Here is a 24108-nt window from a genome sequence, read left to right as displayed (position 1 = left end):
GGCGGCTGTCGCCGCGCCCGCGTGGGCGGCGGTCGCGGGCCCGCCGTGAGCGCCACCGGCGTCGGCAGTCGCCGCGCCGGCATGCCCGGCGCCGGCCGCGCCACTTGCCGGCCCGCCGTGCGCGGCTCCACCCGCCCCTCGAAGTGCGGCGATCGTGCGGCCGCCCGGGTCGATCCGGCCGTCCGGGCGGGGCATTCCGACGATCTCGGCTTGGTAGCGGGCGATCGCGTTGCCGAGTTCGGTCAGGTTCGCCCCGGGCGGGTGGCCGACGCCGACCAGCCGCGCGCATACGGCCGCGACGTCCGCCGCCTGGTTCTTGCCGCCGCGCCCGACCGATCCGCCGATGTGCAGCGCGACGAGGCCGGTGCCGGTGGCGGCCAGCGCGAGCATCACCGCGGCGTCGTCGACGAGGTGGCCGATGCCCTCCGACACCGCGCCCACCATCCCAGGACCGGCGGCCGGGGCGGCCGCGTGATCGTCACCGAACGCGCCGTCGGGCACGTCCGGCTCGATCTCCTGGTGGGTGATCGCCTTGTCGATGTCCGCGCGGGTCTTCGAGTAGCGGCTGACCCGCGCCGCCATCTGCTCGCGGTGCGTCTGCCAGCGAGCGACCGACCACTTCGCGTCGCCGCCCGCGGCGATCGCGGCGTCGGCCTCCGCCAGCGCCTTCGTTCGCCCGCCCTCGCCCCAGAAGGCGATGATGTGGTGCTTGCCGTTGTCGCGCGCGATCACGCTGCTGTTGCGGAAGAGCTCCCCGAGCGCGTCGGACAGCTGGGTCTTCTGCTCGTCGGTCACCTGCGCGCCTTCCGCGAGCGGGACCTGCTTCAGCGCCGCCTGGAAGTTCGCCCGCGCGCCCGCCGGCAGGTTCTTGTCCATCGAGTAGAAGTACGCCTGCCCGCGCGTGTCGAGCACCGACTCCGGCGTGCGCCCGCCGATGCTCTTGCCGAGCGTCTCGTGCACCTCGCCGCGCAGGTACTCGCGCTGCAGCCGCTGGATCTGCGGGTCCATCCCCGCCTGCCCGAAGCGGTTCGCCCACGCGGTGATCGTCTCCGCGTTGGGCCGGAAGAGCTCCATCATCGTCCGCTTCGCCGGCCCCCATTTCTTACCGTCGTGGACGAAGTCCTTGCCGTCGACGTCGAGGTCGGCGCTGCCCCAGTACTTGTCGAAGAGGTCGCGGCGGCGGTCCTTGATGAACGTCAGGACCTTCTGCAGCTCGCCCGCGGTGACCGTCCACTGTCCCTGCCCCCACGTCAGGACGCCGGCGTCTGAGCCCTCGACCGACGCGAAGCCGCCCTCGGCGGACGCGATCGAGCCCATGACCTTGTCCGTCGCGCTCGCGCCCGAGTGCTTGGTCACCGTCTCCTTGCCGTCGACGTTCGCGCCGTCGGAGCCGACCTCGTGCGCCGCGGGCGCGCTCGTCACGGTCATCGCCTCGACCGACTGCGGCTGCAGGCGGACCGTGATCCGCACCCCGTCGACCTCGCGCGTCTCGAACAGCGCTTTGACGTCCGCGGCCGCCGGGTCGTAGCGGACGTTGACCACGGCCTCGGTGCCGCTGACGATGTCCTCGAGGTACACCGGCAGGCGGTTGAGCGGCGTGTCGCCCTTCGGCTCGTAGGTGGCGACCGCGACCGAGTCGTCGCCGAAGTGCAGCGCCGCGGAGTACCCGCCACCCGCCGGCGTCACGACGAGCTTGGAGTCGAGCGCGGTGCGCAGCTTCGGCGCCGCGGGCTCGCGCGCGAGTCGCGAGGCCACCGCCTGGTTGCCGACCGAGCGCTGGAGCGAAAGGACCGCCGCGGCCGGAAGCAGGGGCAGCGCCTCCGGCCGCGGCAGAGCCGTGGTGGGTGTCGCGACGGGCGGGGACTCGATGAGCTCATGCGTCGCGGCCACGGCACCGGCGACCCTAGGACGACCCTGCACCCCCCGGCAATCGGTGACGCACCCTTAAATTTGGGCGAGCACCAACTCGACCACGGCATCGACCTCGGCCGCCGACGGCGCCGGCTCGGCCGGGTCCGCCCGCCGGGCGAGCGCCTTCGCCACCGGCGCCGGATGCTCGAGCCGCGCCACGGCCCACGCGGCGGCGTCGCCCTTGGAGAGCCAGCGGCCCTCGAGCGCCCACGCCCACGCCCGGCACGCCGCGATGATCGCCTGCGAGCCGTCGTAACCCGCCCACCAGACGAGCGACCGGCGATGCGCGGCGACGAGCATGGCGCGCGGCAACTCCGGCACGACCGTCCCCGGATCGGGACCGAACAACGACGCGGCGTTCTCACGGGCGATCGCCAGGTCGAGCACGAACCAGAACCGCTCCTCGGCGTCCGGGTCGTAGCCCTCGTGGTGGCCCATGCCCGGCCCGGTATTGAGGTTGAGCTGGAAGCGGGCGCCGGCGAGATCCTCACGCGCGTAGAGCACGAACTCGACGCCGCGCACCGGGCACGGCACCGCGGTCAGCGCGGCCGCCAGCGCCGACAACCGCTCCCGCGGGAGACGGTGCGACGTGACCGCCTGGACGTCGATGTCGCTGCGCGCCGGATCGAAGTCCCCGAGCGCCCCGGACCCGACCTGCCACGCCGCGATCAGCTCCTCGCCCAGCTGCGCGACGAGTCGACCGCGCAGCTCGGCGAGGTACGCGGCGACGTCAGCCATCCGCGTGGCGGCTCTCGGCGTGGCGCGGGAGCCCGTCGTCCGGGATCGCCTCCCACGGCGCCGCCGAGCTCACGAACTGCCGCACGCTGGGCCGGATGCCCGGGTCCTCGTCGAACGTGCCCATCCGGATCCCGATCGGGTCGGCGTGGCTCGGGTTGCGCCCGAACAGCGACGAGCCGCAATCGCCGCAGAACCACTTCTCGCCGCCCACCTCCGGCTTCCACGCGCGCAGCCGGTCCTCACCCGCGACGATCCGGAACGCGCCAGGCGCCGGGTGGGCATTCGGCGAGGCCGCCGCCCCGCTTCGCCGCTGGCAGCGCCGGCAGTGGCAGTAGCTCGCGGCCACAAGCGGCGCCGACACCTCGTAGCGCACGGCGCCGCAGTTGCAACCGCCCGTGAGAGGGAGGCGGGTCATCGCCGCATCATCGCGTACCGTCACGTGACGGTTGCGGTAGCGCGACCCGCGAGCGAAGGTGTGACGCGTGGAACCCGAATCCCCCTGGCCCGCGTTGCGCGTCGCCGACTGGCAGGCCACGCGCGACGCGCTGCAGCTGTGGACGCAGATCGCCGGCAAGGTGCGCATGGCGAAGGCGCCGATGGTCAACCACTGGTGGCACGTGACGTTCGCCATCACGCCGCGCGGCTTCACCACCGGCGCGATCCCGGACGGCAACCGCTTCTTCTCGATGACCTTCGACTTCGTGTCGCAGGTCCTGCGCATCGAAGTGCAGGGCGGGCGGGAGCGGGAGGTCCCGCTCGCCCCCGGCTCGATCGCGGACTTCTACGCGCAGACGATGGCCGCGCTGGAGGCACTCGGCATCGCGGTCGAGATCTGGCCCGTGCCGGTCGAGATCGAGCATGTGGTGCCGTTCGCGGAGGATGTCGAGCCGCGCGCCTACGTGCCCGAGCACGCCGCGGCCTTTCACGGCCAGCTCGTGCAGGCGAGCCGCGTGCTGGCGATCTTCCGCGGGCGCTTCGCGGGCAAGGTCAGCCCGGTGCACCTGTTCTGGGGTGCTCTCGACCTCGCGGTGACGCGCTTCTCCGGCCGCTCGGCGCCCAGGCACCCGGGCGGCGCGCCCAACTGCGCCGATTGGGTGATGGTCGAGGGCTACTCGCATGAGCTGGCGAGCTGCGGCTTCTGGGCGGGCGGCGGCGAGGAAGGCGCCTTCTACGCCTACGCCTGGCCGGAGCCGGACGGCTACCGCGAGCGCACGATCCGCCCGCCGGAGGCGTTCTACAACGCCGACGGCGGCCAGTTCCTGCTCCCCTATGAGGCGGTTCGCACGGCCGCGGACCCGGACGCGACGCTGCTCGCGTTCCTGCAGGACACCTACGAGGCCGCGGCCGACCTTGCCGGATGGGATCGCGCGGCGCTCGACTACACGCCGATCACAGGGCCATGACGACGAGCCGCGCCTCCTCGATCGTCGCGTTCGTCAGGGCCCGATAGCGCTGGATGGCCTCCAGCCGGCGGCCGGAGCGGGCGAGCGCCACGATCTCGTCCGGCACCACCGGGCCCCCGAGCGCGAGCCGCTCGGACACGCGCGCGAGCTGCGCCTCGATCTCGGTCAGCCGCCGCTCGACGTCGCCGGTCATCCGAGTCGCACCGGGAGCGGGCGGCTGTAGGTCGCGGCGGCCAGAGCGGGGGTACCACGGATCAGGATCAACACCAGTACAGCGAGGAGCATGGTTCTCATGTCTCCCAGCGAACCAGGCGCCGCGCCGCGCCACCACCGAGGTCGAACCCTGATCTTTTCGCTCAGGGCGGCCCCCAAGTCGCTGCGCGAGGCGATGTCCAAGGGGTGCCCCGGGAAAGTGTCGCCAGGCGAGAGTTAGACGAGGCACCCCTGTGCGGACCTGGGGTGCCCCGCGTGGCGTCATGCGGCGTCAGTTGCGCACGGCACCGGCGTGCCCCGATCGTCAGTGCCGACCCTCAGATGAGAGCCCGGTTACAAGGTCTCGGCGACCTCGAGCACCGGCTGCGGGCGGCCGTGGAAGTACCCCTGGGAGTAGTCGACGCCCATCTCGCGCAGCATCGCCGCCGTCTCGCCGTCCTCGACGAACTCGGCGATCGTCTTCATGCCCATGCCGCGGGCGATGTCGACCATCGACTTCACGACCAGCTGATCGGTCGGGCTGCCCCGGAGGTTGCGGATGAAGTCGCCGTCGATCTTGAGGTAGTCGAGCGGTAGGTGCTTGAGGTAGTAGAAGGAGGAGAAGCCGGCGCCGAAGTCGTCCAGCGCGAAGCGGCAGCCCAGGCGGGTGAGGCGCTCCGCGAAGGCGCGCGCCAGGTCCATGTTGGCGATCGCGGCGGTCTCGGTGATCTCGAACACCAGGCGGCCCGGATCGATGCCGGTCAGCGCGATCTCGCGCTCGATCAGCTCGGGCAGCTCACGGTCGCCGACCGACTTGCCGGAGAGGTTCACTTCGAGCCGGTGCCCGTCTTCGACGTTGTCGTCGGCGAGCAGGTGGATGGCGCGGGTCACGACCCAGCGGTCGATCTCCCCGATCAGACCGAAGCGCTCTGCGGTGTCGATGAACGCGCCGGGCGGGATGATCTCGCCGTCGTCGCCGATCATCCGGAGCAGCAGCTCGTGGTGGGTCGCGGCACCGGTGCTCAGCTCGATGATCGGCTGCCAGTACAGGACGAAGCGGTCCTCGTCGAGCGCGCGGCGGATCCGGTCGGCCCAGGCCAGGCGGGCCTGCATGTCCGCGACATGCTCGTCGTCGTGGTCGAAGACGTGGCAGCGATCGCCGCCCGCCTCCTTGGCCGCGTACATGGCCATGTCGGCGCCGGCGAGCAACTCGTCGACGCCTGACCCCGAGTCGTTGAACGGGACGACGCCGATGCTTGCGGTGGTCGTCACCGCCAAGGTGCCGATCGCCAGCTCCTGCGCGCGGACCGTGTTGAGGATCAGGTCCGCGACCCGCGTGGCCTCGTTGCGGTCGGCGCCCTTGAGGAGCACGGCGAACTCGTCGCCGCCGAGGCGGGCGACCACGTCGGTGTCGGCGAGCACACCCGTCAGCGCGCGGCCGATCATGCGGACGACCTCGTCGCCGGCGGTGTGGCCGTGGAAGTCGTTGACGTACTTGAAGCGGTCGAGATCGAGCAGCACGACGGCGCCGCGGCGACCCCGCACGGCGGCGTACTCGGCGAGCTCCTCCTCGAAGCGGCGCCGGTTGAAGAGCGCGGTGAGGTGGTCGTGGTCGGCGAGGTGGCGCAGCTGGGACTCGAAGCGGCGGCGCTCGGTGACGTCGCGCAGGATGCTGGTCACGACGATGCCGTCGGCCCCGCGAGCCGCGCTGAGCGTGACGTCGACCGGGAACTCGCTGCCGTCCTTGCGGACACCGATCAGCTCGACCGCCTGCTCGGGCGCGTCGCCGCCGGCGTCGACCCCGACGGCGTGGAAGCGGTCCGCCGCGCGCCGGCTCGAATGGGCCGCGAAGAGATCCTCCACCGGCCGCCCGATCAGCTCGCTGCGCAGGTAGCCGAACAGCTCCTCGGTGCGCGCGTTGGCGAGCACGATCCGCCGCGCGGCATCGACCTTGACGATCGGATCGGGCGCGGTCTCGAGCACGCGGGCCTGGTCCTCGGCCTCCTTGCGGGACGCGATGTCGCGGATGATCCCGCCGAAGAAGCGGCGCCCGCCGGTCTGCCAGGTCGAGAGCGAGAGCTCGATCGGGAACTCGGCGCCGTCGGCGCGCAGCCCGACGACCTCGACGGTCTTGCCGATGATGCGCGAGGAATCGGGGCGCTCGGCAACGCGCTTGAGCCCGGCGTCGTGCATCGGCCGGAAGCGCTCCGGCATCAGGAACGAGAGCGGCTGCCCGGCGACGGTGTCCCCGTCGAAGCCGAACATGCGCTGCGCGGCCGGGTTGAAGGAGATGATCCGCCCCTGGGAGTCCGCCGCGATGATCGCGTCGTTGGCGGATTCGGCGACCGAGCGGAACCGGCTCTCGGATTCGCGCAGCGCCTGCTCGGTCTGCATGCCCGCGAGCATCCGGCCGAGCTGGCTGCCGATGTGCGACGCGACCTCGAGCAGCCGGTCGTCCGGCCGGACGGCGTCGACGGAGAAGCATTCGATGACCGCGAACATCTCGCCCGCGATCGGGATCGGGAACGAGAACCCGCCGCGCAGACCGACCAGGCCGGCACACACGTGGCGCGGGAAGTTCGCATCGGCGGTCACGTCGACGATCCACTCGGCGCGACCGCTCTCGAGCACCCGCCCGGGCAGGCCGACGCCACGTTGCATCGCCGTGCGCTCGGTCTCCTCGCGGAAGCGGGCGAAGCGCGCCGGGTCGCTGAGGTACCACAGGCGCGAGGGCAGCATCCGCTCCGCGTCGGCGAAGTACACGTGCCCGACCGGCCAGCCCGTCCAGCGGCACACCTGCTCGACGCAGGCGCGCAGCGCGTCGTCGACCGACGCGGCGCGGCTGGTCGCCTCCGCGACGCGTTCGATCAGCCCGACGAGCTCGCTCGCGGGCGCGGCCGGCTCAGGCTTCCCCCGGCGCGCGACCGACACGACCGCGGCACCGACGCTGACCACGGCGGCGACGGTCGCAAGGCGCGCAGCATCTCGCTGGGTTCGGTCCATGTCCTCGTTGTTCGGCGCGCGCCGGGCGCCCTTGACAGGCGATGTTCTGGAGCGGACGACGGCGACGGCGGTAGCCTGCGTCAGCATGGCGACCACGCGGGTGATGCGTAGCGAGCGATTCCCCGACCTCGACGACGAGGTCATGTTCCCCCGGCTTTCCGACGCCAAGCTCGAGTGGTTCGCCAAGCGCGGGAAGCGGCGCACGTTCGAGCCCGGCGAGGTGCTGTACGAGCACGCGGTCCGCGACGCGCCGTTCTATGTCATCGAGCACGGCCTGGTCGAGCTGATCGATCGCAAGCCCGGCAAGGACGTCCACGTCGCGCAGGCCGACAGCCGGACCTTCATCGGCGACATCGCCGCCTTCACGGGCGAGCCGACGATCAGCGCCTGCGTCGCGGTCGAGACGACCGACGTGATCGCATTCGACCGCGCCGGGCTGCGCGACATGCTCGCCCGCTGGCCCGAGTTCGGCGAGCACATCTTCCGGACGCTGCTGGCCCGGCGCGCGTGGCACGAGGCCGAGGGCCACGGGATCATGCGCCTGATCGCCGCCCGCGGCTCCCGCCGCGCCTTCGAGGTCCGCGACCTGCTCGAGCGCAACCTCCTCCCCGTGCGCTGGTACGACGTCGACACCGACGAGGAGAGCGCGGCGATGCTCGACTGGCTCGAGATCCCGCGCTCGGAGACCCCGGTCCTCGTCCACGCCGCCAACGTCATGCGCAACCCGTCCGCGGCGCAGGTCGCGCGCTCGCTCGGCCTGCGTGCGGAGGTCGACGGCGAGCGCTTCGACCTGGTCGTCCTCGGTGCCGGGCCGGCCGGCCTGGCGGCCGCCGTCTACGGCGGCTCCGAGGGGCTGCGAACGCTGGTGGCCGAGGCGTGGGCGCCCGGCGGGCAGGCGGGGACGAGCACGCGGATCGAGAACTACCTCGGCTTCCCGAGCGGGATCTCCGGCACCGAGCTCACCCGCAAGGCGACGCTCCAGGCGCGCCGCTTCGACGCCGTGCTGTCGAGCTTCCACCGCGCCGTCGAGCTCGCCGACGGGCCGGAAGGACTCGTCCGCGTCGACCTCGACGACGGCCAGCACGTCCTCGCCCGCTCCGTCGTGATGGCGACCGGCGCTCGGTGGCGCGAGCTGAAGGCCGACGGCGTCGATCGCTTCCGCGGTGCCGGCGTCTACCACGCGGCGATGCCGACCGACGCCGAGCGCAGCCGCGACGAGGACGTGATCGTCGTGGGTGGCGGGAACTCCGCCGGCCAGGCCGCGATCCACCTCGCCTCGCGGGCGCGCAGCGTGCGGATCGTGGTCCGCGGGAACGCGCTCAAGTCGACCATGTCGCACTACCTCGTCGACCGCATCGAGCGCCACCCGCAGATCGAGGTGATGACCCAGACCGAGATCGCGTCCGTCGACGGAGCGGCCACGGTCGAGTCGGTCACCCTGCGCAACCGCGACGGGTCCGAGCAGCGGGTGACCTGCAGCGCGGTCTTCGTGATGATCGGCGCCGAACCGTGCACCGAGGCCTCGACGGGCATGCTCGCCGTCGACCCCGCCGGCTACCTGCTCTGCGGCTCAGGCGCGGCAACCTGCGACGGCTACCTCAACTGGCCGCTCAAGGACCGCGAGCCGCACATGCTGGAGACGGTGCGGCCGGGGGTGTTCGCGGCCGGGGACGTGCGCTCAGGCGCGTCGAAGCGGGTCGCGGGAGCGGTCGGCGACGGCGCGCTCGTCGTGCGCTTCGCCCACGACGTGCTCGCCGGCTGACGCTCAGGCGGCGAGCGTCTCGAGCAGCTGGCGGACCGAATGGACCGCGAGCTCGCACTCGGCGTGGCTTGCGCCGTCGGCGGCGGCGAGCCAGCTCACGTAGTCGGCGAGGCCGCTCGCGAGCGGGGTGAGCGGGCCGTCCGGGACCTCGGCGGCGGCCAGCGCCGTCACGAGCGCCGCGCCGATCGTGCTCGCGTCCGCGGCCGACGTCGCGTCGGCGAGCGCGTCCGCCGCGCGATGCCACGCGCTCCAGGCCTCGCTGCCGGTCCGGTCCTCGTCCTCGAGCCGGGCGGCGCTCCCGACATGGAAGGAGAACGCGGTGTCGGAATGACGATGGTCCTCCTGGTCGTACGCCGCGAGCGGGTCGGTGATCGCCCACCAGCGGGTGCTCTCGCACTGCACGTCCCAGATGTCGTGGCGGACGCTGCCGAGCCGCGCTGAGTCCACCTTCTCCAGGCTGACGACGCCCTCGCACGCCTCGATCTCGACGTACTCGATGATCTGGCGCTCCTCGTCGTCGCGCGGCTCGACGCTGACCGGCTCCTCGTCATCCGCCGGTGGGGCCTCGAGCACCACCACGCCTGCTCCCCAGCGCCGTGCGACGAGCCCTTTCTCCCACGACCCGAGGGCGAGCAGCGCGCCGGAGGGCGAATACGCCACGGCGCACGCGAACGGGAGCTCGAGCGACCAGCGCGGCTCGAGCGCATCGCCCGCAAGCCCGACGATCGCGTTGGTGGTGAAGGAGCTCTCGACCGCCGCGAGCTCCCCGTCGGGCGCCCACGCGATGCCGCGGCCGCCGATCTGCTCGGACTCGCGCGCCGCCAGCTCGGCCCCCGTCTCGACGTCATAGACCGCGAGACCGGCATACCGCTGCACGGCGAGCCGGCCGGAGTCGTCGAGCGCGACCTTGTCGGCCGACCCGCCGATCGGCAGCACGCGCGCGGCGTGCTCGGAGAACGGCCAGCGCCGCACGTAGAGCGCCGGCGCACCGTCGAGGTTGTTGATGAACACGAACCGCTCCCGGTCCGGAGAACATGCCAGCTCGACGATCTGGCGCCCCTCCTCATGCTCGTGCAGCAGGATGCTCCCGGTCTCCGTGTCGCGCACGACGAGGTCGCCGCGCGACGAGCACGTGACGAACGCCGCGCCACCCGCGACGAACACCGCGGCGGTGCCGGCGCCGAAGGTGCGCCCGCGGACGAGCCAGAGCTGCTCCATCGACGCCGCGTCGAGCATGATCACGTCGCCACTCGTGTTCGCCGAGACGACGCGCGTGCCGTCGGGGGAGACGTCGATCCCGTGGCCGTTGGACCACGCGACCGCGTGGGTGCGCTTGCCGGTGTGCAGGTCCCAGCGCTGCAGGCGCGAGGCGACGACGTACAGCGCGGACTCGTCCGGCGCGAAGCGCATGTCGAACGAGACGCCGAGGGCGAAGGCCTGCGCATGCGGGAACGTGTCGGAGGTCATTTGCGCGCGGACTGTAACCAGATCATCCGCCGAGCATGAGGGTCGCTCACCCTCTCGCGGCCCAGGGTGTCGAACATGGCGAATGAGGACATCGGACCCGTGGACTACGCGATCATCGCGTTCCCGGGGAGCCGCTTTACCGGAAGGATCGCCCCGGCGCTGGCCGAGCTCACCGAGAACGGCACGATCCGCATCATCGACGTCGCGTTCATCCGCAAGGACGAGGCCGGCGAGATCTCGGCCTTCGACCTCGACGAGATCGAGGAGGAGGTCCGGGCCGGGTTCGAGTCGGCGGGCGTCGCCGGTGAGACCCTGTTCAACGAAGAGGACGTGCTGGCCGCCGCCGCCGAGTTGGAGCCGGGCTCCTCGGCGGCGATGATCGTGTGGGAGAACCTGTGGGCGCGCACGATCGCCGACGCCGTCCGGGCCGCGGACGGCGTGCTCGTCGACTTCGGGCGGATCCCGCACGCGACCGTCGTGGCCGCGCGCGAGCACGAGGGAGTGGCGTCATGAGGGGGCGGCACGGACGGCCGCGTCTGCTCGGCCATCGCGACGAGCCGGAGCCGAGCCCGCCGCCGGCGCCACCGGCGATGCCGGCGCCCGCGACCCCTTCGGCTGAGGAGATCGAGCTGGTGACCCAGCTGCGACAACTCGCGCAGCTGCAGCAGGAGGGCATCCTCACGGAGGCCGAGTTCGCCGCCAAGAAGGCCGAGCTGCTCGTGGCTCAGAACTAGGTCGAGACGGTCACGCGGCGGAGCTTGTACTTGTTGAGCAGCTTGTCCTGCTCGTCCTGCGGGAGCCCGGGGATCGACTCGATCTCGGCGAAGAAGGCGCTGTCGCGGATGATCGAGTAGGTCAGGAACTTGCCGCCGAAGTCGAGCCCGTCGATGTACTTCGTGGACGCGTCACGCTCTTCCTGGGTGGACGTCTTGTTGCATTCGCCCAGCTTGAACGAGCCGCCGGCCTTGACCTTCGGTTCGCTCGTGAGCCGCTTCGCCTCGCCGACGCCGACGGCGATCGCGTCCCCGGTGTTGCCGGAGATGTGCAGGAAGGAGTCGCCGAGATCGTCGACCACGGTGACGGTGTGGCCGCCGTACTGGCACCCGTCGAAGAGGTACATCACCTGGTCGCCCGGCATCAGCGGAGCGGTGTAGGCGGCCGGGGCGGACACGAGGTTCGGCACGCCGCCGACCTTCTGGAAGGAGATGTTGGCGAGGAACTGCTCGATCTTCGTGGTCGCCGGCGCGTAGCCCATGTCGCGCAGCGCCGCGATGATCGCCGATGAGCTGGTCTGCGTGCACCAGTTCGGCTTCGGCTTGCCCTTGTCGTTGAGCCCGCCGCCGAACTTCCCCACGTTCTCCTCGCCGCCCTTGGCGGCGCTGGCCTGGTTGATCGAGCTGCGCCCCGCGTACTGGAAGAGGAACTTCAGGCTCGGCGGCAGGTCGCCGTGCCAGGCCTCCATGTAGTAGTTGAGGTAGTCGTCGAGGATCTGCTGGGCGTCCTCTTCCTCCTTCGCCCACGTGGTGACCATCATGAGCTTGTACTGGAGCTGGCGGAACCAGTCGGGCAGGCCGGCGCCGGCGTTGGACACCGGCGCGGTGCCGGTGCCGCGCAGCGCCTTGCCCGCGACATGGCCGGCAGCGTCGATCGCGTCGGTCGCCGTCTTGGCCTTCGCGGCGAACTCGGCGTCCTTGGCCGCCGGCAGCTCGTCGATCGCCGTGGCCAGCTCACTGCTCTTGACGTAGCCCTTCGTGCTCTCGAAGACCACGCCGTAGAAATCGCCCTCGTCCGAGCTCAGGTCCACCGTCTTGCCCTTGGCGAGCTCGCCGACGACCTTGCTCGACTCGTTCGGCTGCTCGTAGACGTGTGCGGTCTCGGCCTCGGCGAGCGATCCGTGGCCGGCGCCGCGGCGGATCGGCATCCGTCCCAGCACCCCCGCCCGCTGCTGCGCGAGCAGCCGGGACACGTGCGCGTTGCCGTGCGTGCTCTGCATCCGCAGCACCATCGCGACCGCTCCCGCGCCGCCTGAGACCGAAGCGCCCACCGGCGCCTGAGGAGCGGGCGCAAGGCCCGCCTGCGACTCGGCCGCCTCTTTCATGGCGCGACCCTAACCGACGATGAGAAGATCGGTCGCGATGCCCAACGTCTCCCCTGAGCTCCGGGCGCTCATCGAGCCCGGCCCGCTGGCCCACTTGAGCACGGTCAACGCCGACGGGAGCCCACAGGTGTCGGTCATCTGGATCGGCATCGACGGCGACACCCTCGTCAGCGGCCACATGCGCCGCGAGCAACTCAAGCTGCGCAACATCGACCGCGACCCACGCGTCGTGCTCTCGCTCGAAGCGCCGCGCGAACCGGGCGTGCTGCTCGCGCCCCACGCGGTGATCCGGGCGCGTGCCGCGATCGAAGGGCCGAGCGAGGACGCGTGGGAGCTGCTCGACCGCTTGGCCAAGGTCTACATCGCCCCGGACGCGCCGTTCCCGGCCCCACGGGGACCGGGGTACACCGTCCGCTACACCCTCGAGCGCGTCGGCGGCGTCGGCCCCTGGGCGTGATCCCCGCGGTTTCCGGTTTGTCGTCGCGCGGACATCGCGAAGTGTCCTCAACCTGACGTATAGGCGCCCGTGAGCGGCGTGGTTGACACGCTGCCGGGCGCTTGGGAGGTTGCCACGGAGTTTCCGTTGCGCAGTCGCGGTCCGCTTTCGACTTGGCCCGCATCTTGCAGCAGCTGAGCCGAACGGCCCGTTCGGCACGAGGTCAGCGCATGACGGCACTTGCGGCGATAGGCGATTGGACCCAGCAACGCGCTCCGGCAGGCGCGCAGCCTGCACTGTGCGACGCGATCGCCGCGGTCCAAGACGTGATCCGCCGCCGGCGTGGCTACGCCGCCGACGCGCTTCGACTGTACGGGGAGGCCCGATGAAACGAGAGATGAAGCGCACCCTGTTCGAGATCGTCGCGGACGACGATCGTTTCCGATGGCGTCTCGTCGCCGATGGAAACGAGGTGGCGCAGAGCCCCGAGACCTATCGCTCGCCCAAACGCGTGCGCCGCGCGATCTCCGCGCTGCGTCACGCCGAGGTCGTCGACACGACCGCGGACGAGTTCCGCACGATCGCGCTCCCGGTGACGGAATTCGACCTCGTGGACGGCGTCGATCCGCTGATCGTCGGGGAGCGCCTGACCCGCCGCAAGCGCCGGCAGCGCACGGGCGTGCAGGCGCAGTCCGCCGCACGCGCGGCCGCGCTGAAGGTCCGGGCCGCGGACCACGTCGCCATCGCCGAGGACCTCAAGACCGTGGCACGGGTGAAGGACGCCGTCGCCGGAGCGCTGCGCGAAGAGGCGGCGCTGCACGCGGTCCGCGGCGTCGCCCTGGCCGACGACGCGGACGCGCGCGCGGCGAGCGAAAAGTCCGCCATCGCCGCCGAGCTCGAAGCCGACGCGGCGACCAAACGCGCCGCCGCCGATGTCCTCGAGGAGTTCGCCGAGAGCGAGGCCGTCACGGCGGCGCAGGCCGACGACGAGGCCGGCGGCGGCACTTCTCGTCCCTGAGCCCACTCCGGTGCCCTCCACCGCGACGCGCTGCAACCCGGCGATCGAATCGCCGGTCGACGCGTGGTTCGAGGTCGTCGGTGCCTCGGACTCGCTCGTCCAGCCGGTCGTTCGCGGCCTCGGCGAGCGCGGCGTGCAGCTGTGCTCCCGCGACCCGGTCGCGGACCGGCCGCGCAACGGGGTCGTCGTGTTCGCCGGCAGCGCCGCGGCGGCCGCCGACTCGATCCATGCGGTGGCCGACGGCGGCTCGGAACGGATCCTGGCGCTCGCCGCCAACGGCGGCGAGCTCGGCGACGACAGCTGGGGCCTGCTGCGCGCCGGCGCGTCGGACGTCTTGAGCTGGTGCGATGCGGAGAGCTCGGCGCGCCAGGTCGCGGAGCGGCTGCGCCGCTGGCAGACGATCGACGAGCTCGTCGAGTGCGCGCATGTACAGGAGTTCCTGGTCGGCGAGAGCCCGGCGTGGCGGGCGGTGCTGCGCGACGCGGTCGAGGTCGCACGCTTCACCGAGGCCGCGGTGCTGATCACCGGCGAGAGCGGCACCGGCAAGGAGCGCGTCGCGCAGCTGATCCACGAGCTCGACCCGCGCCCGAACAAGCGCCGGCTCGTGGTCCTGGACTGCAGCACCGTGGTGCCTTCGCTGTCGGGCAGCGAGTTCTTCGGTCACGAGAAGGGCGCGTTCACCGGCGCGTCGGCCGCGCGCGAGGGCGCCTTCGAGCTCGCCCACGGCAGCACGCTGTTCCTCGACGAGGTCGGCGAGCTTCCGGCCCCGTTGCAGGCCGAGCTGCTGCGCGTGATCCAGGAAGGCACGTTCAAGCGCGTCGGGAGCAACACCTGGCGCAAGAGCTCCTTTCGGCTCATCTGCGCCACCAACCGCGACCTCGCCGACGAGCAGGCCAAGGGCGCGTTCCGCAACGACTTCTACTACCGGATCGCCGGCTGCACGCTGCACCTGCCCAGCCTGCGCGAACGCCGCGAGGACATCCTCCCGTTGTTTCACCACTTCTTCCGCGAGGCCCACCCGGAGGGTCGGCCACCCGAGCTCGAGGACGCGGTGCGCGAGCTGCTCGTCAGCCGCCCGTACCCGGGCAACGTCCGCGACCTGCGCAGCCTGGCGCTGCGCATCGTCCATCGCTACCTCGGCGCCGGCGTCGTGAGCGTCGGCGACATCCCCGATTGCGAGCGGCCGGCGCCCGCACCGCAGCGCACACCGTGGCGCGACGGAGACTTCGCGCACAGCATCCGCCGCGCTGTGGCGCAGGGCGCGACGCCGGCGGAGATCGCCGCGGCCGCGGCGGACGTAGCGTCCGTCGCGGCGCGCGGCTGAACGTCACCGGTAAGCGCCGGCGGGCGCGCCGTGGCGCGGGCCGTAGGGCGGCAGCGAGCGGTCCCCGCGCTGGGTGAGGTCGACGCCGGTCACCGCTCGGTAGGCGTGGATGTAGCCCTGGATCTCCGGGCGCCAATAGCGGACCCAGTTCGCCGCCTGGTTGGGGTCGATCACGTCCGACCACGCACCGAAGCGGATCCCCAGCAGCAGCTGCTCGCCGAACACCGACAGGTCGCGGAAGTGCACGACCGACATGTCCGCCCAGCCCTGGAGCTTGTTCATCGCCTCGACCGACCCGATCCACGGCTCGGGGTAGGCGACCATCGTCCGCATCGGCAGGAACTCGCGCATCTCCGGGCTCGCGAGGATCCACTGGTACATCAGGGCCTCGTGCCGGGCAGTCCACGGCAGGTCGCCGTACTGGTTGTGCGCGCCCTCGGTGAGCAGCAGGTGCGTCTCCTTGAGCGCGTTGAGCACCGGGAAGCCGTCGGCGATCACCGTGGTGTTGTCGTCCTGCGTGTAGAAGACCGCGCACAGCGCCAGCAGGTGGTGGTAGGCCCCGATGAACCGCGAGCGCGAGTCGGCGCCGCGCACGGGCGGACGCGGCCTCGTGGCCAGCGCCAGCCCGTAGTGGTGGTCGTACTCATACGCCCGCCGGGCGGTCGTGAGCCGGTGCTGCTGGTCCTGGACCATCCCCCACAGCAGGTTGTTCAGCGGCCGCAGGGGGTTGATGTCCATCCCGATCAGCGGATCGCGCCCGCGAGCGCGCCGGTTCTGGAAGCGCCGGATGATCGAGTTCATCGTGTGAAAGACGCCGGCCTCGTCGTTCCAGTACTCGTGCAACAGCTCCAGGAAGCACGGCTGCTCGAGCTTCTCCGCGAGGATGCCGAAGCAGATCTCGGCCGCCTCGTCGCCCTCGCGGTCGATGCCGACGATCGCGACGTCACCCAGCTGGCGGCGGATCAGCGCCAGGTACGGGAGCACGTCGAGGAACTCGCCGTCGCCGGCCGCGACGCGCTGGAGGTATTCGCGCATCTCTTCCTCGAGGCCGGCCCGCGTCACCTGCCGGTTCAGCCGCGCGCTCTCCTCTTCGACGTCTACGTTGCGGAAGTCGCGCAGGTCGACGCCGCAGTGGGTCATCAGGAACACCTCGGTGGCGGCCTTCAGGACCCGGTAGCGATCGACGTTCGGAAACGGCAACGCGGTGCGGCGCTTGACCTTGCGCAGCTTGTGCTCGGCACGTTTGCGCTCCCGGCCGCTGAGCGGCTCGTCGGACTCCGCGCACAGCAGCGACTCGATGAACTGGCTGTAGCGGTCGAAGCGGAGCGCGTTGGCGCTGTTGCGGATCGCGACCCACAGCGGCTGATCCTGCGTGGCCGGGACCGCCGCGCGCTTGAGCGTGACGGCGACGTCGTCGCCCGCCGCGAACGGCCGCGGCGTCACCTCGATGTTCTCCGAGCACAGGTCGATGCTGCCGTCGCCGCCGACCTTGGTCAGCTTGGCCGACACGCGCCACGAGCCTGCCTCCAGCGGGGTCGTGTCGAGGGTCGCCCGGATCTCGTCCCCGCCCGTATCGCCGAGGGTCACCTTGCCTCCGGTCACCGTCGTGGCGCCGAGGAGGGCGATGCGGGCGGCCTGATCCGGCGGCCGCGTCGGGCCCTCGACGATCCATTCGACCGTGTAGTCACCCGCCTCGCATGCCGGGACTGTGGCGGTCAGGAGCACGATGCCGCCGGCGGCGATCCGGGGCGGCTGGGCGGTGATGGTGCAGTGCTTGGTGGGCGTGGTCATTGTCTTGTTCCTTCCTGTCAGGTGACGGCAGCCGCGCGCCGCGGCTCGCCGGCCCAGATCGTGGGTTGGCCGACGAACATGTCGGTCTCGGTCGTGGCGCGAGCGGTCGCGAGCGAGCTGCGCACCGCCCAGGCGGAGATCAGCCGGCGCAGCAGGCGGCTCTCGCGCTCGGGTGAGAGGCGCCCGCTCGCGCGGGCCTGCCCGAGGACGGCGAACGCGACCGTGGGCGGCGTCAGCTCCATCCGGCTGGGCTCGGCCTCCCACGACGCGAAGCGATTCAACAGCGACTCGCGCTGCAGCTCCGGGTTGCGGAGCACCTCGCCGAGCGCCCAGCCACGCAGGCGCGGCGGGCGGTGCTCGACGAGCAGCGAGACGAACTCCGGCATGGTCGCCCGCAGATCGGCGATCACCGCCGTCAGACCCGGGCGGAGGCCGGCGAGCGGGTACATGGCGCGCCACGTGGCAGCCAGGCGCTCCCATTGCGGGTCCGGGTACAGGCGGTCGCCGATCGCGCAGCTGAGCAGGACCCGCACCCATGGCATGGGATGCGGGTCGTCATCGGAGGGCCGGAACACGAAGCCGCGGGGCAGGCTCACCAGGCCGATCAGGCCGAGCGTCGACCCGATGCCGATCCGGCTGATCGCCCAGTAGTCGGCCACGATCTCCGAGATCCAGCGGTCCCACATGTCCCAGGCCGGGCGCGGCCGCGCGTGCCGGCGGATCTCGCGCAGCGGGGCGCGCAGCGAATCCACGAGGCGCAGCAGCGCCGCACCCTGGTGGCCAACCTCGTGCACGAGCGAGGACGCGATGCCGTACCCGATCATCCGCTCGCGCGGGATGCGGATCAGCGCCACGGGCGTCTCGCCGCCGCCCGGCAGGCGAGTCTGGACCCGGCGGATCGATCCGCCGAGCCCGCGGTGCAGCGAGCAGATCACCGGCGGGCCTTCATAGAAGTCGCCGGGCACGAGCAGCGCCTCCGCGGCCGCCACGTCCAGGCCGGACAGCAGGACGCCGTTGTCGTGCTCGCTGCGCTGCGTGATCACCTCCGAGAACAGGTCGAACTGCGACAGGGCGCTCTGGAAGCTCAACCGCAGCATCCAGAAGCGCCGCTGCTGCTCGGCCGCGGGAGCCGTGGCGCCCGGGCCGCGCAGCCAGCGCAGGAAGGCCCGGGCGCGCCGGTGCACCTCGCGCCGGCCGGTGATCAGGTAGTCCTCGATCGCCGCCAGCGCGGCGGGTGAGAGCGCCGCCGCCGCGACATGGGTCTCCTGGAGCACGAACGGTTGGACCGCTGCCAGGCGGGTCAACAGCGCGCGGGTCTCCTGCTCCAGCAGCCAGGTCGCGGACGGCTCGTCGCGCATCGGCTCAGACGCCCAACAGGATGATCTTGCCGTCGCGGCGGATCCAGCGACCGCTCGCACCGCCGCCGTCCATGCCGCCGTAAGGGCCGAAGCCGCTCTCCTGCTGCTGGCCGTCGTCGTCCTCGTCCCCGCCACCGCCGCCGCCGCCATAGCCGCCATAGCCGCCATAGCCGCCGGAGCGCCACCCCCGGTACCGGCCGCCCCAGCCCCCGCGATAGCCGCGGTATCCGCGGTACCGGCCGCGGTAGCCGCCGTAGCCGCGGCGCCGGCCCCAGCCCCATTCGCTCTGGGCCCCGCCCGAGCCGCCGCCGGCTCCGCCACCGGCGGGCGCCTGGGCCTGCGCGTCGGCGCCGGCCGGCGGTTGCGGCGGTGGTGGGGGCGGAGGCGGCGGCGGGGGCGGAGGCGGCGGCTCGGGCACCGGCATCGGCTCGGGCGGTGGCGGCGGCGGGTACGCCCACGCGGGCGGGTACGCGTAGCCGCGATAGCCCCACGGACGCGGGCCGTAGCCGTAGCGGTAGCCATAGCCGTAGCGCCCCGCGTACGGGCGCCGGTAGCCGTAGTAGCCGCGGCCGTAGTAGCGACGCGCGTACGGGGAGAACGCGCGCAGCCCGCGGAAGAAGAACGGGCGCGCGAAGTGGCGTGCCGCGCGGAAGAGCGCGAACTCGCCCACCAGCTCCGGATCGGCGCCGGCCGGAGCCATGGCCGCGTCGCGCGCCGCCGTCGAGGTCAGCTGGACGAGGCGGCGGGCCGCTTCGTAGTGCCCCTGCTCGTGGCTGAGCTCGCCTGCTTCGGACTCGAGCATCGAGCCGCCGCCGGTGAGCGCGGCCTGCGCCACCGGTCCGACCGCGTTGATGACGGCGCGCCCCTGTGGCGAGTTGACCGCGGTGCGCACGCCCTGAACGGCGCGGCCAACGGCGTTGACGATCCCGCCGAGCACCTGCGCGAGTTCCTCCTCGGAGGAGACCTCCATCAGGCGTTCGGCGAACTGCGATTCGTGCGCGGGTGGCAGCGGCGCCTCGGCGTATTCGGTCTCGCGCCCGAGCACGGACGAGAGGATCTTGCCGAGCAACTCCTCTTCGGCCTCGCCGGCCTCGCCCTCCCCTTCGCCCTCGCCCTCGTATTCGCCCTCGCCCTCGCCCTCCTTGAGCAGGCCGCCGAGCAGGCCGCCGAGGACCTTGCCGGCGATCGGGATCAGCGGGAAGAACCGCTCCTCCTCTCCCTCGCCTTCGCCCTCGCCCTCGCCCTCGTATTCCCCCTCGTACTCGCCGGGGCCGAACCCGCTGTACTCGCCTTCGCCTTCGCCCTCGCCCTCGTACTCGGATTCGCCCTCGTACTCGCCGGGAGCGAACTGCTCCTCGCCTTCGCCGTAGCGCTCGTACTCCGACTGGCCCGGCGGTCCGTACCGTCTGCGCCGGCGCCCGCCTTCGTACTCCGACTCCATGCTTGTCTCGAACATGTGGGATCTCCCGTGCTGGTGTGCTGCTGATCACGTCGCGTGCGGGGAGAGGAGCCCGGGCGCGAACTCGCGGCCGGCCCTCCCGAGGGCCACGCCCACCGGGGCCGTGGACGCGCGCGCCGCGGCCGCCTGCGCGAAGCGGACGAACTGGCGCGCGATCTCGTAGTCGCGGTCCTCCGCGCTGATGCCTTCGAGCTCCATGCCGTAGGCACGAGCCGCGCGCTTGGCCGTCACCGACCCGGGCGTGGCGGACGGCAGCGCCGTCGTGGTCAGCGTCGGCAGGGTGCGTTCGGCGGCGTCGCGGAGCACCGCGACGAGCTCGTGACCGGCGGCGGGGGCGAGCCTCGCGCCCGCGGTCCGCACGAGCCGGCAGAGGAACGCCTCGAGCTCGGCCTCGTTGACGACGTCGAGCAACTCGGCGGCCAGCTCGCCGGCGTGTCGCTGGTGGGCGTACATGCCACGGGTCGTTGCAAGAAGCGGGCCACGTCAGCCCACGAGCGCCGGCGGCCGTGCCGGCGCCGCCGCAGTGACGGGCCAGCGCGTGCCCGCGGGGCGCGGGCCCATCGGCTCGTCCCAGCCGGCCGCCACCAGGCGGCGGATGTTCGCCGCGTCCGTGGGGTGCCCGCAGGCGCGGTTCTTGTCGTAGAGGCGCTCCCACGAGATGCTGGCCCGGATCCGCCCCGCCCGGCGCTGGTGGTTGAGTGTCTCGAGAAAGACGGCGAGATCGTGCAGGCATCCGTTGCAGGCGCTGTAGCCCCACGTCGGTCCGCGGCGCGAGTAGTTGTGCAGCGCGAGCTTGGCGAGCCGCGCTCGCCACGCGGCGGGCTGCGCGTTGACGAAGCCGACCAGCTGCATCTCCGCGTGGTGGCCGTTGGTGCAGCGCCGCCGCGGCTCGTCCAGGCCGGCGACATTGAACGTGACGACGGTCAGCGGCTCGCCTTGAGCGGGCAGGAACGCCATGCCGCCGGTCAGCGGCGGCGCGGTCGGTGGCACGTTGGGCTGGATCCAGACGTACTCGTAGCGCCGCCCGGCGACGGGCGGCGAGGTCTGCACCTCGGGACTGAGGAGGTGCCGCGGCGGGTTCGTGAGCCGCGTGCGCGATCGGTCCGTCGCCGTGTCCAGCAGCGGCTGTCCATCGCCGGCCTCCAGACGGGTGACGCAGAGCACGATCCCGCGCTCCGGCGGCGTGCCCGCGCGGGCGAGGATCTCGCGCGCCGCGAGCACGTGCACCGGCTCGGTCGGCGCCGAGGCGGGCGCGGGCGCCGGGACCGCCGGCCCCATGCCGGGCGTGGGGACCGCGGGCGGCGCCGGGACTGCGGCGCCGACGTAGAAGCGCGCCTGCACCGGGTAACCGGACCCGTCCACCCGGCCGGGCCGCCAGGCACCCGACGCCACCTTGGTCTCGTACGGGACCGAGGAAGAGACGGCGTTGCTGAGCATGGTGGGGCACGTGATCGCGAAGCGGTAGACGCTGCGACCGTCGGTGTAGCTGAAGCGGGTGTCGGAGCCTCGCGGGCTCAGCGGCGTGTCCTGCACCCAGATGTCCAGTCGCGACTGCGGCGGGATCAGCGCGGGTGGCCGCACGGCCCACCAGTTCGCGGAGTCCTTCCAGGAGGTGACGAGCTGCAGTGGCCTTGTGGTGCGGTTGTAGATCCGTCCGTAGGACGAGTAATCGCGGCCGTGCACGACCGCGGACGGCAGGCGCCGCACGCGCGCGGGCGCCACGCCGAAGCCGGCGCCGGCCGGCACCACGGCCATGATCTGTGCCGTGGCGCTCTTGAGGTCGACCTGCGTGAACGTGTACGGCGTGCGGGGCGCGTCCGGACGCGCGACGCAGGCGTAGCCGTTGTTGACGTAGTCGACCGGCGAGACGTCGACGCCGGCCACGGCGCTGTGCGTGTGGCCCATCACGGCGAGGTCGCTCGCGGTCTGCATCGCCAGCTTCTGTCCGAAGTACGCGAGGTCGTCGCCGCCGCCGCGGTCCGCGTTCGCCGCGCGCAGCGCATCCTCCCAGCGGCCGAGACGACCCAGCCACAGCGTGAACAGCCCCGCGAACGCACTCGCCGCGGCGCGCGCCGTGGTCGTCGCGCCGCCGGGCATGACGACCGGGTGCGTCTGCGGCATTCCGGTGACGCGGCAGATGTACTCGATCAGGAACGCGGCGAGGTCGTCACGCCGGTTCCAGCTGCGCAGGATGGCGGCGACATCGACGCCGGTCGGGTTGCCCATACCGGGCAGGTCGGCGGCGGTGCGTCCCCGCGGCAGCGTCCTCGACAACTGGTAGGCGATCGCGCGCGAGACGAAGTGGCCGATCGGGATCGTCGCCCAGGGCGAGCGGGAGTCCGGCGCGTTGAACATGCACTCGTGGTGGCCGTGCGTGAACACCGTGCGCTTGCCGCTGGTCCCGGTGACCGCGCGCCAGCGCCCGCCGACCAGCTCGATCCGCCCGCCGAGCGACGCGTTGAGCTCGTCGATGTCGGCCCTCGTCAGGCTGCCGTCGTGGTTTCCGAGCAGCAGGCGGACCTCGCCTGGGAACGCGCGGACGACGGCTGCGAGCGGTCCGCCCGCCCCGAGCATCCCGGGGTTCGCCGTGATGATGTCGTGCATCGTGGGCGGCCGCATCGACGGTGGATAGGTCCAGACGTCGAACAGGTCGCCGAGCAGCACGACCTCGCGAATGCTCTCGCGGTGGGCGAGGATCCAGGCGAGCGCCGCGGACAGCTGCGGCTCGTGGACCGACGCCTGGTACCAGCACGTCGGTGTGTTGTTCCCGATGTGAACGTCACTGAGGACGACTGCGTACTGTTTCGTGGCCACGCTGCGCATGGCTGCAAGAAGCGGGCCAATTCTCAGCGCAGCGACGCGGCGTTGTACCCGAGTCGCGCCCGGTGCTTGGCGACCGTCCGGCGAGCGATCGGATAGCCGGCGTCTCGCAGGAGATCCGTGAGGCGCTGGTCCGACAGCGGGTCCACGGCCGATTCGAGCAGCCGGCGCAGCTCGCCGTCGACGCCGCCGCTGACGCCGAAGAACCGCGACAGCGGGAGCATCGTGCCGTCCGGGACCAGCGCGTGCTTACCCGCGATCGCGCGGCTCACGGTGGACTCGTGGAGGTCCAGAGCGGCGGCGACCTCGGCGCGCGTCAGCGGTCGCAGCGCCGCCGGGCCGTCGGTCAGGAAGTCCTGCTGGCGCTCGACGGTGTACTCGGCGACCCGCCGCAGCGTGTTCCAGCGGTCGTGGAGCTGGGCGAGAAACGCTCTCGCCCGCGAAGCCTCCGGCGCACCGGAGCGCACGCCCAGCCGCATCATGACGGGCTCGACCAGCTCGACGGCGAAGCCGCCGTCGCCCTGGCGCACGACCACGTCAGGGACGACGTAGGACGTCACCGCCGCGGCGCGGCCGTCGAAGGCGGGGTACGGCCGCAGCCGGCGGCGGATCAGCTCGAGCACTTCGCAGATCCGCGCGCGCGGGACTCCGAGCGCTCGCGCGATCGAGCTGAACCGTCCGCGCGCCAGTGCCGGGAGGTGCCCGGCGATCACCGCGCGGGCGAGATCGGCGTCGTCGAGACCGAGCGCGTCGAGTTGCAGCAGCAGGCACTCGCTGATGTCGGCGGCGCCGACACCGGGCGGCCCGACACTGCGGATCACCCCGAGCACCCGCCCGACGTCGGCCTCGCCGACGCCGAGCTCGCCGGCGATCTCCGCGCACGAGCGATCCAGCAGCCCGTGCTCGTCGAGGCTGTCGACCACGGCCTCGACGATCGGCGCGTCGGCCGCGCACGTCTCCAGCTGCGCGGCGCGCAGCAACTCCTGGGCGTCCGGCTCGGCGGCGGCGACATCGGCGATGTCGCCGGTCGCGCGCTCGCGCCGCCGCGGCACCGAGCACACCGGGCAGCGCACCCGCCACGAGCCGCGGCAGATCGGACATTCGCCGGCGTCGAGCCGCTCCAGCGCCGCGTTGGCGCACAGCTCGCGCTCGATCAGCGTCTCCATCGCCGCGCACGGCACGGCGAGCAGCTCACTGAACGCGATCTGGGCGGGCGAGACCTCCAGGGCGACCCTGGGCGCCATGGCCATCTGGAGCGCGAACGACGACACTGTCTCAACCTCCTCGCGGCGGCGCGGCCGCAGGTCGACTCTAACGGTCCCGTGGCT

Annotated in this window: 19 protein-coding genes and 1 pseudogene; 7 read left to right on the top strand and 13 right to left on the bottom strand. The window is 72.3% G+C overall.

Annotated elements, in window-relative coordinates; all coding sequences use genetic code 11:
- From OM076_RS11450 to OM076_RS11440, 3 genes and pseudogenes are all read right to left on the bottom strand, one after another.
- A pseudogene (locus OM076_RS11450) lies at positions 1-1890 on the bottom strand (hypothetical protein); the annotation flags it as partial.
- A gap of 54 nt (positions 1891-1944) precedes the next feature.
- On the bottom strand, positions 1945-2649 hold the full coding sequence (locus tag OM076_RS11445; protein ID WP_270039997.1) for an aminoglycoside adenylyltransferase domain-containing protein: 705 nt from the start codon (positions 2647-2649) through the stop codon (positions 1945-1947).
- Entirely contained in the window at positions 2642-3064 is a 423-nt protein-coding gene (locus OM076_RS11440) for a GFA family protein (RefSeq protein ID WP_270039995.1), read from the bottom strand. The genes OM076_RS11445 and OM076_RS11440 overlap by 8 nt, the downstream gene beginning before the upstream one ends.
- Positions 3065-3131: 67 nt before the next feature.
- Here OM076_RS11440 and OM076_RS11435 point away from each other — a divergent pair, with 67 nt between their 5' ends.
- Positions 3132-4052, top strand: coding sequence for a DUF5996 family protein (locus OM076_RS11435; protein WP_270039994.1), 921 nt, complete (start codon positions 3132-3134; stop codon positions 4050-4052).
- Here OM076_RS11435 and OM076_RS11430 read toward each other — a convergent pair.
- Both OM076_RS11430 and OM076_RS11425 read right to left on the bottom strand, forming a co-directional pair.
- Positions 4039-4245 carry a hypothetical protein gene (locus tag OM076_RS11430; protein ID WP_270039993.1) on the bottom strand — a complete coding sequence of 69 codons (207 nt, stop codon included), beginning with the start codon at positions 4243-4245 and terminating at the stop codon, positions 4039-4041. The two genes, OM076_RS11435 and OM076_RS11430, sit on opposite strands and share 14 nt — an antisense overlap.
- A 353-nt stretch (positions 4246-4598) precedes the next feature.
- Entirely contained in the window at positions 4599-7334 is a 2736-nt protein-coding gene (locus tag OM076_RS11425; protein ID WP_270039992.1) for an EAL domain-containing protein, read from the bottom strand.
- On the opposite strand from OM076_RS11425, the gene OM076_RS11420 reads away from it, so the two are divergent.
- Positions 7333-9009: an FAD-dependent oxidoreductase gene (locus OM076_RS11420; protein ID WP_270039991.1), complete on the top strand. Its 1677-nt coding sequence runs from the start codon at positions 7333-7335 to the stop codon at positions 9007-9009. The genes OM076_RS11425 and OM076_RS11420 overlap by 2 nt on opposite strands.
- Positions 9010-9012: 3 nt before the next feature.
- On the opposite strand, the gene OM076_RS11415 is transcribed toward OM076_RS11420, so the two are convergent.
- Entirely contained in the window at positions 9013-10476 is a 1464-nt protein-coding gene (locus tag OM076_RS11415; RefSeq protein WP_270039989.1) for a WD40 repeat domain-containing protein, read from the bottom strand.
- Between the two features lie 75 nt (positions 10477-10551).
- Between OM076_RS11415 and OM076_RS11410 the strand changes: the two genes are divergently transcribed.
- On the top strand, positions 10552-10989 hold the full coding sequence (locus OM076_RS11410) for a DUF6325 family protein (protein ID WP_270039988.1): 438 nt from the start codon (positions 10552-10554) through the stop codon (positions 10987-10989).
- Positions 10986-11210 carry an SHOCT domain-containing protein gene (locus OM076_RS11405; RefSeq protein ID WP_270039986.1) on the top strand — a complete coding sequence of 75 codons (225 nt, stop codon included), beginning with the start codon at positions 10986-10988 and terminating at the stop codon, positions 11208-11210. The genes OM076_RS11410 and OM076_RS11405 overlap by 4 nt, the downstream gene beginning before the upstream one ends.
- Here OM076_RS11405 and OM076_RS11400 read toward each other — a convergent pair.
- Positions 11207-12574, bottom strand: a complete 1368-nt coding sequence (locus OM076_RS11400) for an SH3 domain-containing protein (RefSeq protein ID WP_270039985.1) — start codon at positions 12572-12574, stop codon at positions 11207-11209. The genes OM076_RS11405 and OM076_RS11400 overlap by 4 nt on opposite strands.
- A gap of 19 nt (positions 12575-12593) precedes the next feature.
- On the opposite strand from OM076_RS11400, the gene OM076_RS11395 reads away from it, so the two are divergent.
- The 3 genes from OM076_RS11395 to OM076_RS11385 all read left to right on the top strand — a co-directional run bounded on the left by OM076_RS11395 (position 12594) and on the right by OM076_RS11385 (position 15352).
- Positions 12594-13031 carry a PPOX class F420-dependent oxidoreductase gene (locus tag OM076_RS11395; RefSeq protein ID WP_270039983.1) on the top strand — a complete coding sequence of 146 codons (438 nt, stop codon included), beginning with the start codon at positions 12594-12596 and terminating at the stop codon, positions 13029-13031.
- Positions 13032-13407: 376 nt separating this feature from the next.
- Positions 13408-14028, top strand: coding sequence for a YegP family protein (locus OM076_RS11390; protein ID WP_270039982.1), 621 nt, complete (start codon positions 13408-13410; stop codon positions 14026-14028).
- 10 nt (positions 14029-14038) lie between these two features.
- Positions 14039-15352, top strand: coding sequence for a sigma-54-dependent transcriptional regulator (locus tag OM076_RS11385; protein WP_270039981.1), 1314 nt, complete (start codon positions 14039-14041; stop codon positions 15350-15352).
- A 3-nt stretch (positions 15353-15355) separates the two neighbouring features.
- Here OM076_RS11385 and OM076_RS11380 read toward each other — a convergent pair whose 3' ends face one another.
- Genes OM076_RS11380 through OM076_RS11355 form a run of 6 tightly spaced genes read right to left on the bottom strand, consistent with a single transcriptional unit; the run spans position 15356 to position 24051 of the window.
- On the bottom strand, positions 15356-17143 hold the full coding sequence (locus tag OM076_RS11380) for a hypothetical protein (RefSeq protein WP_270039980.1): 1788 nt from the start codon (positions 17141-17143) through the stop codon (positions 15356-15358).
- 17 nt (positions 17144-17160) lie between these two features.
- Complete coding sequence (locus OM076_RS11375) at positions 17161-18501, bottom strand: hypothetical protein (protein WP_270039979.1); 1341 nt, start codon at positions 18499-18501, stop codon at positions 17161-17163.
- Positions 18502-18505: 4 nt separating this feature from the next.
- Positions 18506-19957: a hypothetical protein gene (locus OM076_RS11370; RefSeq protein ID WP_270039978.1), complete on the bottom strand. Its 1452-nt coding sequence runs from the start codon at positions 19955-19957 to the stop codon at positions 18506-18508.
- Positions 19958-19987: 30 nt separating this feature from the next.
- Entirely contained in the window at positions 19988-20413 is a 426-nt protein-coding gene (locus OM076_RS11365) for a hypothetical protein (RefSeq protein ID WP_270039977.1), read from the bottom strand.
- 30 nt (positions 20414-20443) lie between these two features.
- Positions 20444-22774 (bottom strand): metallophosphoesterase family protein, encoded by a 2331-nt coding sequence (locus tag OM076_RS11360; RefSeq protein ID WP_270039976.1) that lies wholly within the window; start codon positions 22772-22774, stop codon positions 20444-20446.
- A gap of 32 nt (positions 22775-22806) precedes the next feature.
- The gene (locus OM076_RS11355) at positions 22807-24051 is read right to left on the bottom strand and encodes an RNA polymerase factor sigma-54 (protein WP_270039975.1); all 1245 of its coding nucleotides are present in this window, start codon (positions 24049-24051) and stop codon (positions 22807-22809) included.
- Positions 24052-24108: the final 57 nt, after the last annotated feature.

This window comes from Solirubrobacter ginsenosidimutans (assembly GCF_027587205.1).
Note: the sequence above shows the minus strand (reverse complement) of the source record. Positions and strands in the feature narration are given on the sequence as shown.

Bases quoted from the DNA above. Each gene is read 5' to 3' on its own strand.
- OM076_RS11445 (WP_270039997.1), bottom strand. From the start codon at position 2,649: ATGGCTGACGTCGCCGCGTACCTCGCCGAGCTGCGCGGTCGACTCGTC.
- OM076_RS11440 (WP_270039995.1), bottom strand. From the start codon at position 3,064: ATGACCCGCCTCCCTCTCACGGGCGGTTGCAACTGCGGCGCCGTGCGC.
- OM076_RS11430 (WP_270039993.1), bottom strand. From the start codon at position 4,245: ATGACCGGCGACGTCGAGCGGCGGCTGACCGAGATCGAGGCGCAGCTC.
- OM076_RS11420 (WP_270039991.1), top strand. From the start codon at position 7,333: ATGGCGACCACGCGGGTGATGCGTAGCGAGCGATTCCCCGACCTCGAC.
- OM076_RS11425 (WP_270039992.1), bottom strand. From the start codon at position 7,334: ATGCTGACGCAGGCTACCGCCGTCGCCGTCGTCCGCTCCAGAACATCG.
- OM076_RS11415 (WP_270039989.1), bottom strand. From the start codon at position 10,476: ATGACCTCCGACACGTTCCCGCATGCGCAGGCCTTCGCCCTCGGCGTC.
- OM076_RS11410 (WP_270039988.1), top strand. From the start codon at position 10,552: ATGGCGAATGAGGACATCGGACCCGTGGACTACGCGATCATCGCGTTC.
- OM076_RS11405 (WP_270039986.1), top strand. From the start codon at position 10,986: ATGAGGGGGCGGCACGGACGGCCGCGTCTGCTCGGCCATCGCGACGAG.
- OM076_RS11400 (WP_270039985.1), bottom strand. From the start codon at position 12,574: ATGAAAGAGGCGGCCGAGTCGCAGGCGGGCCTTGCGCCCGCTCCTCAG.
- OM076_RS11395 (WP_270039983.1), top strand. From the start codon at position 12,594: ATGAGAAGATCGGTCGCGATGCCCAACGTCTCCCCTGAGCTCCGGGCG.
- OM076_RS11390 (WP_270039982.1), top strand. From the start codon at position 13,408: ATGAAGCGCACCCTGTTCGAGATCGTCGCGGACGACGATCGTTTCCGA.
- OM076_RS11380 (WP_270039980.1), bottom strand. From the start codon at position 17,143: ATGACCACGCCCACCAAGCACTGCACCATCACCGCCCAGCCGCCCCGG.
- OM076_RS11375 (WP_270039979.1), bottom strand. From the start codon at position 18,501: ATGCGCGACGAGCCGTCCGCGACCTGGCTGCTGGAGCAGGAGACCCGC.
- OM076_RS11370 (WP_270039978.1), bottom strand. From the start codon at position 19,957: ATGTTCGAGACAAGCATGGAGTCGGAGTACGAAGGCGGGCGCCGGCGC.
- OM076_RS11365 (WP_270039977.1), bottom strand. From the start codon at position 20,413: ATGTACGCCCACCAGCGACACGCCGGCGAGCTGGCCGCCGAGTTGCTC.